This is a genomic window from Delftia sp. PE138, from assembly GCF_018320755.1.
GTDB classification, from domain to species: domain Bacteria; phylum Pseudomonadota; class Gammaproteobacteria; order Burkholderiales; family Burkholderiaceae_C; genus Comamonas; species Comamonas tsuruhatensis.
On the sequence record NZ_JABEPN010000008.1, the window covers coordinates 197,262 to 210,866 of the forward strand.

Annotated in this window: 15 protein-coding genes; 10 read left to right on the forward strand and 5 right to left on the reverse strand. The window is 69.2% G+C overall.

Going from position 1 to position 13,605, the window contains the following annotated elements; all coding sequences use genetic code 11:
• Positions 1-18 precede the first annotated feature (18 nt).
• Genes bioA through HFGMBDPB_RS24110 form a run of 5 tightly spaced genes read left to right on the forward strand, consistent with a single transcriptional unit; the run spans position 19 to position 4,298 of the window.
• Positions 19-1,341 carry an adenosylmethionine--8-amino-7-oxononanoate transaminase gene (gene bioA, locus HFGMBDPB_RS24090; RefSeq protein WP_016449048.1) on the forward strand — a complete coding sequence of 441 codons (1,323 nt, stop codon included), beginning with the start codon at positions 19-21 and terminating at the stop codon, positions 1,339-1,341.
• Complete coding sequence (bioD, locus tag HFGMBDPB_RS24095; RefSeq protein ID WP_043790591.1) at positions 1,338-2,039, forward strand: dethiobiotin synthase; 702 nt, start codon at positions 1,338-1,340, stop codon at positions 2,037-2,039. Before bioA ends, bioD begins: the two co-directional genes overlap by 4 nt.
• The gene (gene bioF, locus HFGMBDPB_RS24100) at positions 2,036-3,253 is read left to right on the forward strand and encodes an 8-amino-7-oxononanoate synthase (protein WP_212646450.1); all 1,218 of its coding nucleotides are present in this window, start codon (positions 2,036-2,038) and stop codon (positions 3,251-3,253) included. The genes bioD and bioF overlap by 4 nt, the downstream gene beginning before the upstream one ends.
• Positions 3,254-3,284: 31 nt before the next feature.
• On the forward strand, positions 3,285-3,644 hold the full coding sequence (locus HFGMBDPB_RS24105) for a 5-carboxymethyl-2-hydroxymuconate Delta-isomerase (protein ID WP_012203756.1): 360 nt from the start codon (positions 3,285-3,287) through the stop codon (positions 3,642-3,644).
• 15 nt (positions 3,645-3,659) lie between these two features.
• Positions 3,660-4,298, forward strand: a complete 639-nt coding sequence (locus HFGMBDPB_RS24110) for a tRNA-uridine aminocarboxypropyltransferase (protein WP_212646451.1) — start codon at positions 3,660-3,662, stop codon at positions 4,296-4,298.
• Positions 4,299-4,346: 48 nt separating this feature from the next.
• Here the strand turns inward: HFGMBDPB_RS24110 and HFGMBDPB_RS24115 are convergent, their stop codons facing one another.
• From HFGMBDPB_RS24115 to HFGMBDPB_RS24135, 5 genes are all read right to left on the reverse strand, one after another.
• Complete coding sequence (locus HFGMBDPB_RS24115) at positions 4,347-5,330, reverse strand: Bug family tripartite tricarboxylate transporter substrate binding protein (RefSeq protein WP_212646452.1); 984 nt, start codon at positions 5,328-5,330, stop codon at positions 4,347-4,349.
• 138 nt (positions 5,331-5,468) lie between these two features.
• Positions 5,469-6,104 (reverse strand): aminotransferase class IV, encoded by a 636-nt coding sequence (locus HFGMBDPB_RS24120; protein WP_017404243.1) that lies wholly within the window; start codon positions 6,102-6,104, stop codon positions 5,469-5,471.
• Positions 6,105-6,118: 14 nt separating this feature from the next.
• Positions 6,119-7,288 carry an aminodeoxychorismate synthase component I gene (gene pabB / locus HFGMBDPB_RS24125; protein WP_209802656.1) on the reverse strand — a complete coding sequence of 390 codons (1,170 nt, stop codon included), beginning with the start codon at positions 7,286-7,288 and terminating at the stop codon, positions 6,119-6,121.
• 189 nt (positions 7,289-7,477) lie between these two features.
• Entirely contained in the window at positions 7,478-7,789 is a 312-nt protein-coding gene (locus tag HFGMBDPB_RS24130) for a DUF4148 domain-containing protein (RefSeq protein ID WP_016449055.1), read from the reverse strand.
• Between the two features lie 221 nt (positions 7,790-8,010).
• On the reverse strand, positions 8,011-8,736 hold the full coding sequence (locus HFGMBDPB_RS24135) for a Crp/Fnr family transcriptional regulator (protein ID WP_026062088.1): 726 nt from the start codon (positions 8,734-8,736) through the stop codon (positions 8,011-8,013).
• A gap of 165 nt (positions 8,737-8,901) precedes the next feature.
• Between HFGMBDPB_RS24135 and HFGMBDPB_RS24140 the strand changes: the two genes are divergently transcribed.
• The 5 genes from HFGMBDPB_RS24140 (at position 8,902) to panC (ending at position 13,592) form a co-directional block, all read left to right on the forward strand.
• Complete coding sequence (locus tag HFGMBDPB_RS24140; protein WP_074923072.1) at positions 8,902-10,131, forward strand: ATP-binding cassette domain-containing protein; 1,230 nt, start codon at positions 8,902-8,904, stop codon at positions 10,129-10,131.
• Between the two features lie 3 nt (positions 10,132-10,134).
• The gene (locus HFGMBDPB_RS29840; RefSeq protein WP_249343667.1) at positions 10,135-10,788 is read left to right on the forward strand and encodes a hypothetical protein; all 654 of its coding nucleotides are present in this window, start codon (positions 10,135-10,137) and stop codon (positions 10,786-10,788) included.
• 27 nt (positions 10,789-10,815) lie between these two features.
• Complete coding sequence (locus HFGMBDPB_RS29845; RefSeq protein ID WP_249343669.1) at positions 10,816-11,697, forward strand: hypothetical protein; 882 nt, start codon at positions 10,816-10,818, stop codon at positions 11,695-11,697.
• Positions 11,698-11,784: 87 nt separating this feature from the next.
• Positions 11,785-12,666 (forward strand): 3-methyl-2-oxobutanoate hydroxymethyltransferase, encoded by an 882-nt coding sequence (gene panB, locus HFGMBDPB_RS24150; protein WP_012203749.1) that lies wholly within the window; start codon positions 11,785-11,787, stop codon positions 12,664-12,666.
• Positions 12,667-12,740: 74 nt separating this feature from the next.
• Positions 12,741-13,592 carry a pantoate--beta-alanine ligase gene (panC, locus tag HFGMBDPB_RS24155; protein ID WP_016449059.1) on the forward strand — a complete coding sequence of 284 codons (852 nt, stop codon included), beginning with the start codon at positions 12,741-12,743 and terminating at the stop codon, positions 13,590-13,592.
• The last annotated feature ends 13 nt before the right edge of the window (positions 13,593-13,605 follow it).

The following is a 13,605-nucleotide window of genomic DNA, read 5'->3' on the forward strand; positions in this document are numbered from 1 at the left end:
CGGTGTGACAATCGCGCGATGACTCAATCGCTTGCCGCCCGCAGCCTTGCGGCTGTGTGGCACCCCTGCACCCAGATGAAGCGGCACGAGGCCGCGCCCCCCATCGCCATCGCGCGTGCCCAAGGCCCCTGGCTCCACGACACCGAAGGACGCCGCTACCTGGATGGCGTCAGCTCCTGGTGGGTCAACCTCTTCGGCCACAGCCATCCGCACATCCAGGCCGCGCTCACCGACCAGCTCGCCCGGCTGGACCATGTGATGCTGGCCGGCTTCACGCACGCGCCCGTGGTGGAGCTGTCCGAACGACTGGCCACGCTCACCGGCCTGGGCCATGCCTTCTACGGCAGCGACGGCGCATCGGCCACCGAGATCGCCCTCAAGATGAGCGCGCACTACTGGCGCAACCTGGGCCGCCCCGCCAAGAGCCGCTTTGCCGGCTTGGCCGGCGGCTACCACGGCGAAACCGTGGGCGCGCTGGCCGTGACCGATATTCCCATCTTCCGCGAAGCCTATGCCCCCCTGGTGCGCCTGGCCGACACCGTGCCCAGCCCCGATGCACGCGGCGCGCAAGGCGGCGAAAGCCCGGTCGATGTGGCACGGCGCGCCGCCGAAGGCCTGCGCCAGTGGCTGGAGCAGCACCACGAGACCACGGCCGCACTCATCGTCGAGCCGCTGGTGCAGTGCGCGGCCGGCATGGCCATGCACGACCCCGAATACCTGCGCCTGGCGCGCGCCCTGTGCGACCGCTACGAGGTGCACCTGGTGGTGGACGAGATCGCCGTGGGCTTCGGCCGCACGGGCAGCATGTTCGCCCACCAGCAGGCCGGCATCCGGCCGGATTTCATCTGCCTGTCCAAGGGCCTGACGGGCGGCACGCTGGCCCTGTCGGCCGTGCTGACCACCGAGGCCGTCTACGCCGCCTTCTACGACGATTCCGTGGCGCGCGGCTTCCTGCACTCGCACTCGTACACCGGCAACCCGCTGGCCTGCCGTGCGGCCCTGGCCACGCTGGAGCTGTTCGAGCAGACCGATGCCATCAACGCCAACCTCGCGCTGGCGCAAACGCTGGACGGCGCCTTCGCCCCTTTGAACCAGCACGCCCGCGTGCGCCACGCACGGCGCCAGGGAATGATCTGGGCCTGGGATGTGCAGACCTCGCTGCCCGACTTCTCGCGTCGCTACAGCGCAGCCGCGCTGGAGCGCGGGCTGCTGCTGCGCCCTATCAGCAACACCCTCTACGCCATGCCTCCCTATTTGCTGGACGAAGAAGCCGTGCAGCACCTGGCCGCCAGCGCGCTGGCGGCCCTTGAAGACACCCTGGCCCAGGAGAACCATTCGTGAACGCCCACCGCACCATTGGCTGCTTTGTCACCGGCACCGACACGGGCGTGGGCAAGACCCTGGCCTCCTGCGGGCTGCTGCATGCGCTGGCCCGCCACCATGCCCGCGTGGTGGGCATGAAGGCCGTGGCCGCAGGCGCCGAGCCCGACGGCCACGGCGGCTGGGCCAACGAGGACACGCTGGCGCTGCGCGCCGCCTCCACCCTGGCCGTGCCGCCCGAACTCGACAACCCCGTGCTGCTGCCCGATCCCATGTCGCCGCACATCGCCGCGCAGCGCGCGGGCCGCTCCATAGAGATCGCACACATCGTGGACAGCTACCGGCGCCTGGCCGAACAGGCCGACGCCGTGGTGGTGGAAGGCGCGGGCGGCTTTCTTGTGCCGCTGTCCGACCAGCTCTCGGGCGCCGACCTGGCCTGCGCGCTGGACCTGCCCGTGGTCATGGTCGTGGGCCTGCGGCTGGGCTGCCTGAACCACGCCGCCCTCACGGCCGAGGCCATCCGCGCGCGCGGACTGCGCCTGGCCGGCTGGATTGCCAGCCGCGTGGACCCCGCCATGCTGGTGCCCGAGGAAAACATGGCCTGGCTGCGCCAGCACCTGGACCGGCAACTGCAGGCGCCGCTGCTGGCCGACATCCCCTTCCAGCAGCACCCCGACCCGCGCGCCACCACCTACACCCTGCCGGAGCAATGGCAATGAGCGGCTCCTGGCTGGACGACATCCCCGCGCGCATCGCCGAGCTCGACGCGGCCCACCTGCGCCGCCGCCGCCGCGCCACGGCGCCGCTGCAGGGCGCTGCCAGCGGCGCCCACATGGAGGTGGACGGCCACCCCATGCTGGCCTTTTGCAGCAACGACTACCTGGGCCTGGCCGGCCACCCCACCCTGGTGCGCGCCGCCTGCGCGGGCGCCCAGGCCTTTGGCGTGGGCTCGGGCGGCTCGCCCCTGGTCAGCGGCCACAGCACGGCCAACGCCGCGCTGGAGGAACAGCTGGCGCACTTCGTGCAACTGCCGCGTGCGCTCTACTTCTATGCGGGCTACGCCACCAATGCCGGCATCGTGCCGGCCCTGGTGGGCGCGGGCGATGCCCTGTTCTCCGATGCGCTCAACCACGCCTGCCTGATCGACGGCGCACGCCTGTCGCGCGCCCAGGTCCACCGCTATGCCCATGCCGACCTGGGCGACCTGGCCGCGCAACTGGCCGCCAGCACGGCCCGGCGCAAGCTGGTCATCAGCGATGCCGTGTTCAGCATGGATGGCAACGTGGCCGACATCCGCGGCCTGCTGGCGCTGTGCGAGCAGTACGACGCGCTGCTGCTGCTCGACGACGCGCATGGCTTCGGCGTGCTCGGCCCACAAGGCCGGGGCAGCCTGGCCGAGGCGGGACTGACGGGCGCAAACACCTCGCCGCGCGTGCTCTACATGGCCACGCTGGGCAAGGCCGCTGGCGTGGCCGGCGCCTTTGTCGCGGGCAGCGACATGCTGGTCGAGTGGCTGCTGCAAAAGACGCGCAGCTACATCTTCGCCACGGCCGCGCCGCCCATGCTGGCCAGCGCGCTGCAGGCCAGCGTGGCCCTGATCGAGGCCGAGGACGAGCGCCGCGAGTCCCTGGCCGAACGCATTGCCGAGCTGCGCGCCGGCCTCACGCCGCTGCTGGCGCGCACGGGCTGGCAGTTGCTGCCTTCGCGCACCGCCGTGCAGGCCCTGGTCATAGGCTCCAACGCCACGGCCCTGGCCGTGATGGAAGGCCTGCGCGAGCGCGGCCTGTGGGTGCCCGCCATCCGCCCGCCCACCGTGCCCGAAGGCACGGCGCGGCTGCGCATCGCGCTGTCGGCCTCCCACACGCGCATCGACGTGCAGCTGCTGCTGACGGCGCTGGACGAGGTCTCGCGCCTGGCCCCACCCCTGCCCTGAATCCCTCTTCACCACCGGAACGGAGACATCCATGCCCCATCTCTACGTCGAATACACCGACAACCTCGCCGGCCTGCCCGGCCAGCAACTGCTGACCGAACTCAACGCCTTCGTCTGCGGCCACCCCAGCATCCTGGACGAGGCCGACGTCAAGGCCCGCCTGCTGCCGGTCAGCCAGTTCGAGATCGGCTCGGCACCGGCCAATCGCGGCTTCGTCCACGTGCAGCTGCGCCTGCTGGCGGGCCGTACCGACACGGCCAAGAAGGAACTGTCCGAAGGCATTGCCGCGGTGCTGCGCCGCCTCACGCCCCAGCCGGCCGGCATGATGGTCCAGCTCAGCGTGGAAATCGCCGACATGGACAAGCCCAGCTACTACAAGGGTCGCCTGTAAGGCAGGCGCCAGGCCTTGTCCGCCGTGAGCACCCGCGCACGCTGCGCACAATGCCTGCGCCCTGAGCGCACCTGCCTGTGCCCCCTGGTGCAGCCGGTGCCGCATGCGGTGCAGTTGCTGGTGCTCCAGCATCCCGAGGAAGAACTGCAGGCCAAGGGCACGGGCCGGCTGCTGCACCTGTGCCTGCCCGCCAGCCGCCTGGCGGTGGGCGAGGCCTTCGAGCCAGCGCAGTTGCAGGCACTGCTGCACGCGCCCTGGCAGGCGGGCGACGTCCCGCGACAGGCCGTACTGCTCTATCCGGAAACGCCGCACGGCGACCAGCTGGGCCTGGCCAGGCAAGCGCCCTGGCCGCAGCCCGCGCCATGCCCCGAGGCCCTGCGCCTGGTGGTGCTGGACGCCACCTGGCGCAAGAGCCGCAAGATGCTCTACCTCAACCCCGGCCTGCAGGGCCTGCCGCGCCTGGCACTGCAGGGCGACCTTCCCGCGTCGCGCTACGGCGCGCTGCGCAAGGCCCATGCGCCGGGCCAGCTGTCCACGCTGGAGGCAGCATCCTGCGCGCTGCAACGGCTGGCGCCTGCCGGCCCGTCGCTGCAGCCGCTGCGCGATGCGTTCGAGGGGCTGCTGTCCCTGCATGCCCGGCACAGGCCCGAATGAAAAAACGCCTCGGGGAGCGAGGCGTTTTTCATGGCGGCCGGCCGTGCTTCAGTTTTCCGGCGTGATCCTGGCAAACTTGACCAGTTCGGCGTACTTGCCCATGTCGGTACGGATGATCTGGCCCAGGTTTTCGTCGCCCGTGGGGGCAATGATGCCCGCGCCTTCCAGGCGCGCGCGCATCGCCGGATCGGCCAGGCCCGCCTTCAAGGCCTTCTGCAGGCTGGCCACCACATCGGCAGGCAGGTCCTTGGGACCCGCCAGCCCGAACCAGCCGCTCAGCGCGTAGCCCTTGAGCGCTGCGTTCTCGCCCAGTGCGGGCACGTCCTTCATCATGGCGATGCGGTGGGCCGTGGTCACGCCCAGGGCCTTGATCTTGCCGCTCTGGATGAACGGAGCCGCCACCGAGGGAGAGACGATGGCGAAGTCCAGGTTGCCGCCCGCCAGGTCGCTGGTCATCGCGGCCGAGCCCTTGTAGGGCACATGGACGATGTCCACCCCGGCCATCTTCTTGATCAGCTCGCCCGAGAAATGCGGCGTGGACCCGATGCCCGGGCTGCCGTAGCTGTACTTGCCGGGATGGGCCTTGGCCAGGGCGATGAACTCGTCGAGGGTCCTGGCCGGCATCTTGGTGCCGGCCACCCACAGGTTGGGCAGCACGCCGGTCAGCGCGATGCCGGTCAGGTCCGTGGCCGGGTCGTACTTCTGCGCGGCGTTGACGAACTTCGTGCCCGCCAATTCGTTGCTGGAGCCTGCGAGCAGGGTATAGCCGTCGGCCTTGGCACCGACCACGCGCTGCGCGGCCACCACGCCGGCGGCACCGGGCACGTTGTCGACCACGACGGTCGCATTGAGGTGCTTGGCCAGGATGTCACCCACCACGCGCCCCACCAGGTCGACCGAGCCGCCTGCCGCGTAGCCGACGACGACGCGAATGGGCTTGTTGGGATAGGTGGTCTGGGCGCACAGCGGGCCCGCCGCCAGGACAGCCGCGGCGCTGATCAGCGCGCGGCGGGAAATATGGAATTCATGCATGGATCGATCTCAGGGGAGGCAGGCATCAGCCAACAATAAAAATGATATTGCTCAACAATATTCACCGATTGTCTGACATTGCCTTGTGGAATCCATCCCTGAAAACCATGAGTTCCGCCCGTGGCCCTGGCCTGCAATTCAGCGCAGGACCGCCGGCAGCCAGCCGCGCAGGCTGTTGACGAAGGCCCAGCCCTGCACGCGTGGCAGGTCGTCCAGCCGCACCGGGTGCTCCACCACGCGGCCCTCGTCCAGCGCCACCGCGCGGCCCACGCCGGGCAGCAGGCCGCTGGACAGCGGCGGGGTCACCCAGCGGCCCGCCAGCAGCACGGCGATGTTGCCGCGCGTGCCCTCGGTGATCTCGCCGTCCTCGTTGTGGAGCACGGTGTCGAACACCGAGGCATCGGTGGGCTGCAGGCTGTCGTAGTGCGCGCGGCGCGAGGTCTTGAAACGCACCCAGTCGCCACGCGCCACCGCATTGGCGATGGGCCGGTCGGCCAGCGCCAGCCGAACAGGCGTGGCCGAAGGCGGCAGCGGCGCCGCCTGGGTCTGTATCCGCCCCGTGGCATCCAGCGCCAGGCGCACGCGCCAGTGGCCGCTGGCGTGCGCCTGGCGCAGTTGCTGCAATGCCTGCTCCAGCACGGCATCCGTGCAGGGCCGGCCGAAATGCCGCGCCGCGTCCTGCATGCGCGTCACATGGCGCTGCAGGTGGATGAAACCGCCATCCCGCAGGGCCAGGGTTTCCAGAATGTCGAAATCGAAGTCCGTATCCGCCATGGCTGCACGCCCTTTCACACCTTGTCCAGAAAAGCCCTCTTGTGGCGCCATTCCTGCCATTCGGCAGGCGCCTCGGCGCCCGAGGTGATGCCGCTGCCGATGCCGCAGCGCAGTTCCGTGCCACGCGCCACCACCGTGCGTATGGGCACATTGAAGGTGGCGTGCACGCGCCCCGCGGTGGTGCCGGGCCGCACCACGCCCACGGCCCCGCAGTAGACGCCGCGCGGACCCGATTCCAGCTCGTGGATGAGCCGCATGGCCTGGCGCTTGGGCGCGCCCGTGATGGAGCCGCAGGGAAACAGCGCCGCAAACACGTCCGCCAGGCCGGTGCCGGGCCGCGTGCGCGCCTGCACGTCGGACGTCATCTGCCACACGGTGGGCAGGGGTTCGGCATGGAACAGGCGCGGCACCTGGACGCTGAAAGGCTCGGCAATGCGCGAGACATCGTTGCGCAGCAGGTCCACGATCATCACGTTCTCGGCCCGCTCCTTGGGCGAGGACCGCATGGCCTGGACATTCGCCTCGTCCTGTGCAGGCGTGGCGCCACGCGGCGCCGTGCCCTTCATGGGGCGCGTGAGGATGCGCTCGCCATCCCAGTCGAAGAACAGCTCGGGCGAGACGGACAGCACCTGCTCGTCGCCGCTGTCCATGCAGGCCACGTAGCCGCCGGGCTGGGCACGTCGCAGCGCGGCGAACAGCGATGGGATGTCGCCCAGCAGCCGGCCCATGAACTGGGCCGTGTAATTGATCTGATAGCAGTCACCGGCCGCAATCGCCTCGTGGATGCGCGCAATGGCGGCATCGAAATCGGCTCGCTCCAGGCCGGGCTGCCATTGCACCTGAGATTGCACCTGAGATTGCACCTGAGGGCCGGTCTCGACCGCGTCCGCGTCTTCAGGCCAGGGCCGGGGGCCGTCGAAGACGGCAAACCAGGCCAGCGGCTCGCCTGGCGGCGTGGCATGCAGGGCGCCGGCGTAGGCCGCGTCAAACGCCGCCGCCGCCTCGTAGCGCACCCAGCCCAGGCACCACAGGCCGGCCTGGGCAGCCTGCTGCACGGCGTCAAGCACACCGCGCACCTGCTCGGGCGCATGGGCTGCCAGGCTGCGCAGCGGCGGCCCGAAGCCATGGCGCAGCCGGGCGGCCGAGCCGTCATGGGGGTTGGGAAAATCGATCAGAAACTTCACAAAACGGCCGTCAACGCATGCTGTACTTGCATCAGCAGCTTCGCTATCGATAGCAGCCACTGACACGGGGCCGCCCAGTGTAGAGCGAGGGAAACAAAAAAGCGCCCCGAAGGGCGCCAAACCAAGCGTCCCGAAAGGACGCTTTCCACCAACAGGCCCGGCACCATGCCGGACCCATATCCATTCACATCACTTCTGGGTGACGGTGTGCTGGCCTTCCAGGCGGGCCACGGCCTCGCGGTAGGCAGGGCCGCTGCGCAGTTGCTGGTAGCGGGCCAGGCCGCGCTGGTATTCGGCCGAGTTGTAGCCGATTTCGCGGTCAGCCGAGGGCGAGGGCAGGTAGGTCATGCCTGCCTGGTGCCACATCTCGAGGTCGGCCAGCACTTCGGCGCGGCTCAGGCCTGCGGTGGCGGAGGACGAGGGGGAAACGGCTTCTTGGGCCATTGCAGTGCCGGCGAGGCCCAGGGTCAGGGCGGCCAGTGCAGCGGAGAGGGTACGCATGTCAGATCCTTTCAAAAGGCCGCTCGGCATTCATTTCCTCACGGCATGGACGTACTATGCGGCGCTGCAGCATTCTTCGTCTGTGCGTTTTCTCACGTGTTTTGGCATCCGGCCCGGGCGGCCCGCTGCCTTTTCACCCGTGCTCCCCTCGACAGAAGGCCGATTCACGCGTTCTAGAAACAGTGTTTTTCGCGGCTTGAAACAGCCGCGGCAGACAAGGCTCAGCGCGCTTCCTCGAGCAGCACGCGCAGGCCTTCGACATGGCAGATGCGCAGGTTGCGGCCTTCGCGCCGCAGCAGGCCCAGGCGCACCAGGCGCGACATCTCGCGCGCCACTTCCTCGCGGCTGGAGCCCAGCATCAGCGCCAGATCGGTCTGCCGGGGTGCGGGCGCCAGCAGGGCCTGCCCCTGGTCGATGCCCGCGCGCTCGGCACGTTCCAGCAACTGGGTATGCAGGCGGCTGCGCACCGACAGCGTTCCCAGATCCACCATGCGGCGCGCCAGCGCCACGGCCAGGTCGCTGAGCCGGCCGATGAAGGCGCGCAGGACCTGGGGCTCGTTCATGAGCAGGGCTTCCACATCCTCATGGGCCAGCGAGGCAATCAGGCTGGGGACGCCTGCCTCCACCACCAGGGGCATGGCCGTGCAGCCCGCCTGCTGCTGCGGCAGACCGCCGAAGAACACGCCCTGTGCAATCTCGCCCAGCGTGAGCCCGCGCCCGTTGGGGGCATAGCTGCTGACGCGCAAGCCGCCCTGCACGAGCATGTAGAGACGCTGATCGGTGTACGCGCCCTCCAGCGTCTGGTGCTGCGCCAGATGCTGCCAGCGGCATTGCGCCGCCAGTTCGGCCAGGCGCTCGTCGGACAGGCTTTGCAGCACATGGACCTGGCGCAGGCCCTGCCAGGCCACGGCGGGAAGAAGCGGAGATGTCTGTAAGGAACCGGACATGGTGCAACACCGTTGAAGCGCATCCGCAGGGCCTGTGCGGGCCCTGTCGTCCGTCGCGGGAAGTACAGCATAGCGGGATCGCATAGACTCGTCGCGCGCCGGGAATCGCACTGTCCGGCTCCCCGGATGGCCGCACCGCGCAGCACAGAAAAAAGGGAGGGCTTCATGGAATCGAGCATCGAATCGGCACGACCACCCGCGCGCCCGCAGGCCACCGTGGCGGCCTGGGCGCAATCCGTGGAACAGGCGATCGCCAGCCAGCAATGGCATGGGGCCTGGCGTGCACTCATAGACGCCGCCCTGCCGGCCGAAACCGCCGTGCAGCAGAGCCTGCTGACTGCGCTGGACGCCTGGGATGGCCTCGCGGCCGATTCCGGCGCAGAGCCCCGCCACGCGCTGGTGCAGCAGGTTTTCGACGCCCTGCATGCCGCCCATGCCCCGGGCCAGGCGCTGCAGGCCGATTCCGCACCTCCCAGCGCGCACCGTGCATACCGTGCGCACCGCATACTGGGACGGCAACTGGTCAAGCGCTACCGGCGCGGCGGCTTTGCGCTGGGGCCGGTGGATGTGGCCGTGGAGCCCGGCACCATCCTGGGACTGGTGGGCGAGAACGGCAACGGCAAGACCACCTTGCTGCGCCTGCTGGCCGCCGATCTGGCGCCCGACGCAGGGCAGCTGGACTGGGGTGTTCCTGCCGCCAATGCCTACCTGCTGCGCACCCAGCTCGCCTATATCCCCCAGCGCCCGGCCGTCTGGGGCGGGCGCCTGATGGACCATCTGCAATTCGCCGCGCGCAGCCATGGCGCCGTGGGCCCACGCAACATCTGCCTGGTACAGCTGGTCATCGCGCAGCTGGGGCTGCGCGCCTTCCGGGGCCACCAGTGGAAACAGCTGTCCTCGGGCTACAAGATGCGCTTCGAGCTGGCGCGCGCCCTGCTGTGCCGGCCGCGCGTGCTGCTGTTGGACGAGCCCCTGGCCAATCTGGACATCAACGCCCAGCAGACCCTGCTGACCGATCTGCAGTCGCTGGCGCGCTCGCCCTGGCAACCCATGGCCCTGGTGCTGAGTTCACAGCAGCTGTACGAGGTGGAAAAGGTGGCCGACCAGGTGCTGTTCCTGGAGCAAGGCCAGCCGCGCAGCGTTCAGCAGAGCTTTGCCGCCATGCAAGGCTGCGCCATCGAGTTCGAGACCGGCTGGGCCATGGCGCAACTGAAACCCTGGCTGGACCGGCTGCCATCCCATACGCACCAGCTCAGCGGCCAGACCCACATCGTGAGTTTTCACGTGCCCTTCACGGCAGCGCAGTTCCTGGCGCAGGCCGTGCAGGCACAGATGCCCGTGCGCTATTTCCGCGACATCACCGCATCCACCCGCCGCCTGTTCGTGAGGGACTGAGCCATGCCACGTTTTTCCGATATGACGAACCGCTGGGACCAATGGGTGCTGATGCGCTGCCCCCTGCTGTGGCAGTTGCGGCTGCACTGGTATCTGCCGCTGGCGCTGCTGTGGTGCGTGCTGGTGCTGGGCATCTGGATGCAGTGGATGGCCGAACCCGCGCGCTGGATGGGCTCCCTGCCCGGCGTTGCGTCCACGGCACAGCAAACGCCCGAGCAATTGGCACTGGACATCGGCTCCGTCGTGGCCTGGATCGTGGCGATCGGCCTGGCGCTGTGGTGGTTGCTGCGCGTGCGCATCCACAACCGCTGGCGCGAACACGCCCCCGTGGGCCGCTGGGGCCTGTGGTGGGAGTACCTGTGGGGAGCCTTGTTCCTATCGCTGTTGTTCGCGCCTGCGATCGCCTTTTCGCCCATCTATGAAATGCGGATTCAGCGCCAATGGTCGGACACGGATGTCAGTGCACAGACCCAGACTGTCGAGCAAGTCGCAGCCCTGGAGGCGCTTGCCGCGCCACGCCAGGCGGCCATGCTCGTGGAATGGATACGTGTGCTGCGCGAGGAAGAGGTCGATCCGGCGAAGTACCCGGGCATCCAGGCCCTGGTCTGGTTGATGCGCGGAGACCAGGCCGCGATTGCCCAGACACTCGAGCGCTAAGGCCAGCCATTGCAGGCCAGAGGCTATGTGCGCCAGTCTGCCAGCTCCGCGCAGGACCAGGCTGAGCACCTGCTGGCCAGCTACCGCAGCGCGCTGCAATCCCCCCTGGCCCAGGAATGGCGCGCCTACCTGGCAGCGAACCCGCAACCAGAGACTGGCGAGAAGGTATCCAGAGCGCAGAACTCCAACTGCAAACCACCCCTGGGTCGCAGCAGGCCTTTGGATCTGGAGCCGGATCCGCGCAAATGCTTCGGTACCTATCTGGCCCAGAGCAACCGTGAGTGGCTTATGCTGCTGGAGAGGTTCGACAGCCGGTGGAGCCCGCCGCAGCATGTGCAATGGCAGCACCCGCGCTACGGCCTGGCCCTGCCGGCCTACCAGGAAAGCCATCTGCGGCGCGCTGACAGGTCCCGCGACGACGAATGGCCAAGGATGTCCCAGTTGCTGGCGGCAGTCAGCGTTGGCTTCTTCCTCGCCTTGGCCCTGGTGCTGGTGCGCCTGATGCCCGCCATGCAGCTGGTGGCCTGGGGCGCATGCCTGGTCCTGACCTTGCTTGGCAGCGTGCTGGCCGGGATGCTGGGAATCACCAACCTCTATGTGCTGGGGCTGTTTCCCGCCGCGCTGATATCGGTCGCCTGGCTGCGCATCCGTGTGCTCAAGCGCCCCTGGGCCGGCGCGGTGCTGCTGGCCCAGGGCATGTCGCTGGCCCTGATATGGCTCGCCGCCGCCTGGTCTGAGTGGTCCAGACTGCTGTTGCCACGCCCCACCGGCAGCGCAGGCCCTTGGACGGATACCCAGCACTGGCTGGACCTGCTGATGGGCGCGCCTGCCGTGGCAGCCAGCACGGCCATGCTCGTGGCCCTGCTGTCTCCGCTGTGGCGCCGATGGCGTGGCCTGCCCGAAAGGTGACGGAACAGCAAAGGACAGCTCAGGGACAGGTGCCCCCGGCGCGCATCGCATAGACTCGCGGCAATTCCATCCCCCTCCGAGCGCCCCATGACCCAAGCCCCCGTCACCGCCGGCACGCCCTACGGCACCATCCCTCCGGCCTCGCCGCTGCCCCAGCGCCGCCCCGTGAGCCTTCCGCGCCTGGCGCAGATGCGCGAGGCCGGCGAGAAGATCACCATGGTCACCGCCTACGACGCCACCTTCGCGGCCGTGGCCGATGCGGCCGGCGTGGAGTGCATTTTGGTGGGCGATTCGCTGGGCATGGTCTGCCAGGGCCTGCACAGCACCGTGGGCGTGTCGCTGCAGGACATGTGCTACCACACGGCCAGCGTGGCGCGCGGCCTGCACCGCGTGCAGGGCACGGCCTGGCTGATCGCCGACATGCCCTATGGCAGCTACGCCGAAAGCCGCGAGCAGGCCATGCGCAGCGCCTGCGAGCTGATGCAGGCCGGCGCCCACATGGTCAAGCTCGAAGGCGGCGGCTGGACCGCGCCCACCGTGCAATTCCTGGTCGAGCGCGGCGTGCCCGTCTGCGCCCACCTGGGCCTGACGCCGCAGACCGTGCATGCACTGGGCGGCTACCGCGTCCAGGGCAAGAGCGACGAGGGCGCGGCCACGCTGCGCCGCCATGCGCTGGAACTGCAGGATGCAGGCGCCTCCATGCTGGTGCTGGAGATGGTGCCGGCACAGCTGTCGCGCGAACTCACGGCCGAGCTGCCGCACTGCCACACCATCGGCATCGGCGCGGGCAGCGGCACGGCCGGCCAGGTCCTGGTGCTGCACGACATGCTGGGCGTGAACCTGGGCAAGATGGCCCGCTTCGTGCACAACTTCATGGCCGATGCGGGCAGCGTCAAGGGCGCCTTCGAGGCCTATGTGCATGCCGTGAAGAACGGCAGCTTCCCCGACGACAGCAAGCACGCCTGGTAGTCCGGCAGGCTGCACGGTCCGTTTTTCCGCTTCCCGCTTCCCGTTCCCCCGCTTTCCCGCTTCCCCGCTTTCCCATGCAAATCGTCCACTCCATCGCCGACCTGCGCGCCATCCTGGCCAGCAAGGGCCGCCCTGCCTTCGTGCCCACCATGGGCAACCTGCACGATGGCCACCTGTCCCTGGTGCGCGCCGCGCGCCAGCACGGCGACATCGTCGTGGCCAGCATCTTCGTGAACCGCCTGCAGTTCCTGCCGCACGAGGATTTCGACAGCTATCCGCGCACCTGGGCGCAGGACTGCGCCAAGCTGGAGAGCGAAGGCTGCGACCTGCTGTTCGCCCCGCGCGAAGCCGATCTCTACCCCGAGCCGCAGACCTTCAAGATCCAGCCCGACGCGCAGCTGGCCGACATCCTCGAAGGCCATTTCCGCCCCGGCTTCTTCACGGGCGTGTGCACCGTGGTGATGAAGCTGTTCTCGGCCGTGTTCTTCGCCAGCGGCGGCGGCACGGCCGTGTTCGGCAAGAAGGACTACCAGCAGCTGCTGGTGATCCGCCGCATGGTCGAGCAGTTCGCCCTGCCCGTGAACATCGTGGCCGGCGACACGGCGCGCGCCGACGACGGCCTGGCGCTGAGTTCGCGCAACGGCTACCTGAGCCCCGATGAACGCCAGCAGGCCATGGCGCTGTCGCAGGCACTCAAGCAACTGGCCGACGCCACGCGCGCAGGCCAGGCTCCGCTGGCCGAACTGGAGGCATGGGCCATGCAGTCCCTGGCCGCACAGGGCTGGGAGCCCGATTACCTGACCGTGCGCCTGCGCCGTGACCTGCAGCCGCCGGCCGAGGGCGCGCAACTGGCCGGTGCACCCCTGGTGGCCCTGGGCGCCGCGCGCCTGGGCAAGACGCGCCTGATCGACAACCTGGAGTTCTGATCCAGCGCAAGGC

Bases quoted from the DNA above. Each gene is read 5' to 3' on its own strand.
- bioA (WP_016449048.1), top strand. From the start codon at position 19: ATGACTCAATCGCTTGCCGCCCGCAGCCTTGCGGCTGTGTGGCACCCC.
- bioF (WP_212646450.1), top strand. From the start codon at position 2,036: ATGAGCGGCTCCTGGCTGGACGACATCCCCGCGCGCATCGCCGAGCTC.
- HFGMBDPB_RS24105 (WP_012203756.1), top strand. From the start codon at position 3,285: ATGCCCCATCTCTACGTCGAATACACCGACAACCTCGCCGGCCTGCCC.
- HFGMBDPB_RS24115 (WP_212646452.1), bottom strand. From the start codon at position 5,330: ATGCATGAATTCCATATTTCCCGCCGCGCGCTGATCAGCGCCGCGGCT.
- HFGMBDPB_RS24120 (WP_017404243.1), bottom strand. From the start codon at position 6,104: ATGGCGGATACGGACTTCGATTTCGACATTCTGGAAACCCTGGCCCTG.
- HFGMBDPB_RS24130 (WP_016449055.1), bottom strand. From the start codon at position 7,789: ATGCGTACCCTCTCCGCTGCACTGGCCGCCCTGACCCTGGGCCTCGCC.
- HFGMBDPB_RS24135 (WP_026062088.1), bottom strand. From the start codon at position 8,736: ATGTCCGGTTCCTTACAGACATCTCCGCTTCTTCCCGCCGTGGCCTGG.
- HFGMBDPB_RS24140 (WP_074923072.1), top strand. From the start codon at position 8,902: ATGGAATCGAGCATCGAATCGGCACGACCACCCGCGCGCCCGCAGGCC.
- HFGMBDPB_RS29840 (WP_249343667.1), top strand. From the start codon at position 10,135: ATGCCACGTTTTTCCGATATGACGAACCGCTGGGACCAATGGGTGCTG.
- panB (WP_012203749.1), top strand. From the start codon at position 11,785: ATGACCCAAGCCCCCGTCACCGCCGGCACGCCCTACGGCACCATCCCT.
- panC (WP_016449059.1), top strand. From the start codon at position 12,741: ATGCAAATCGTCCACTCCATCGCCGACCTGCGCGCCATCCTGGCCAGC.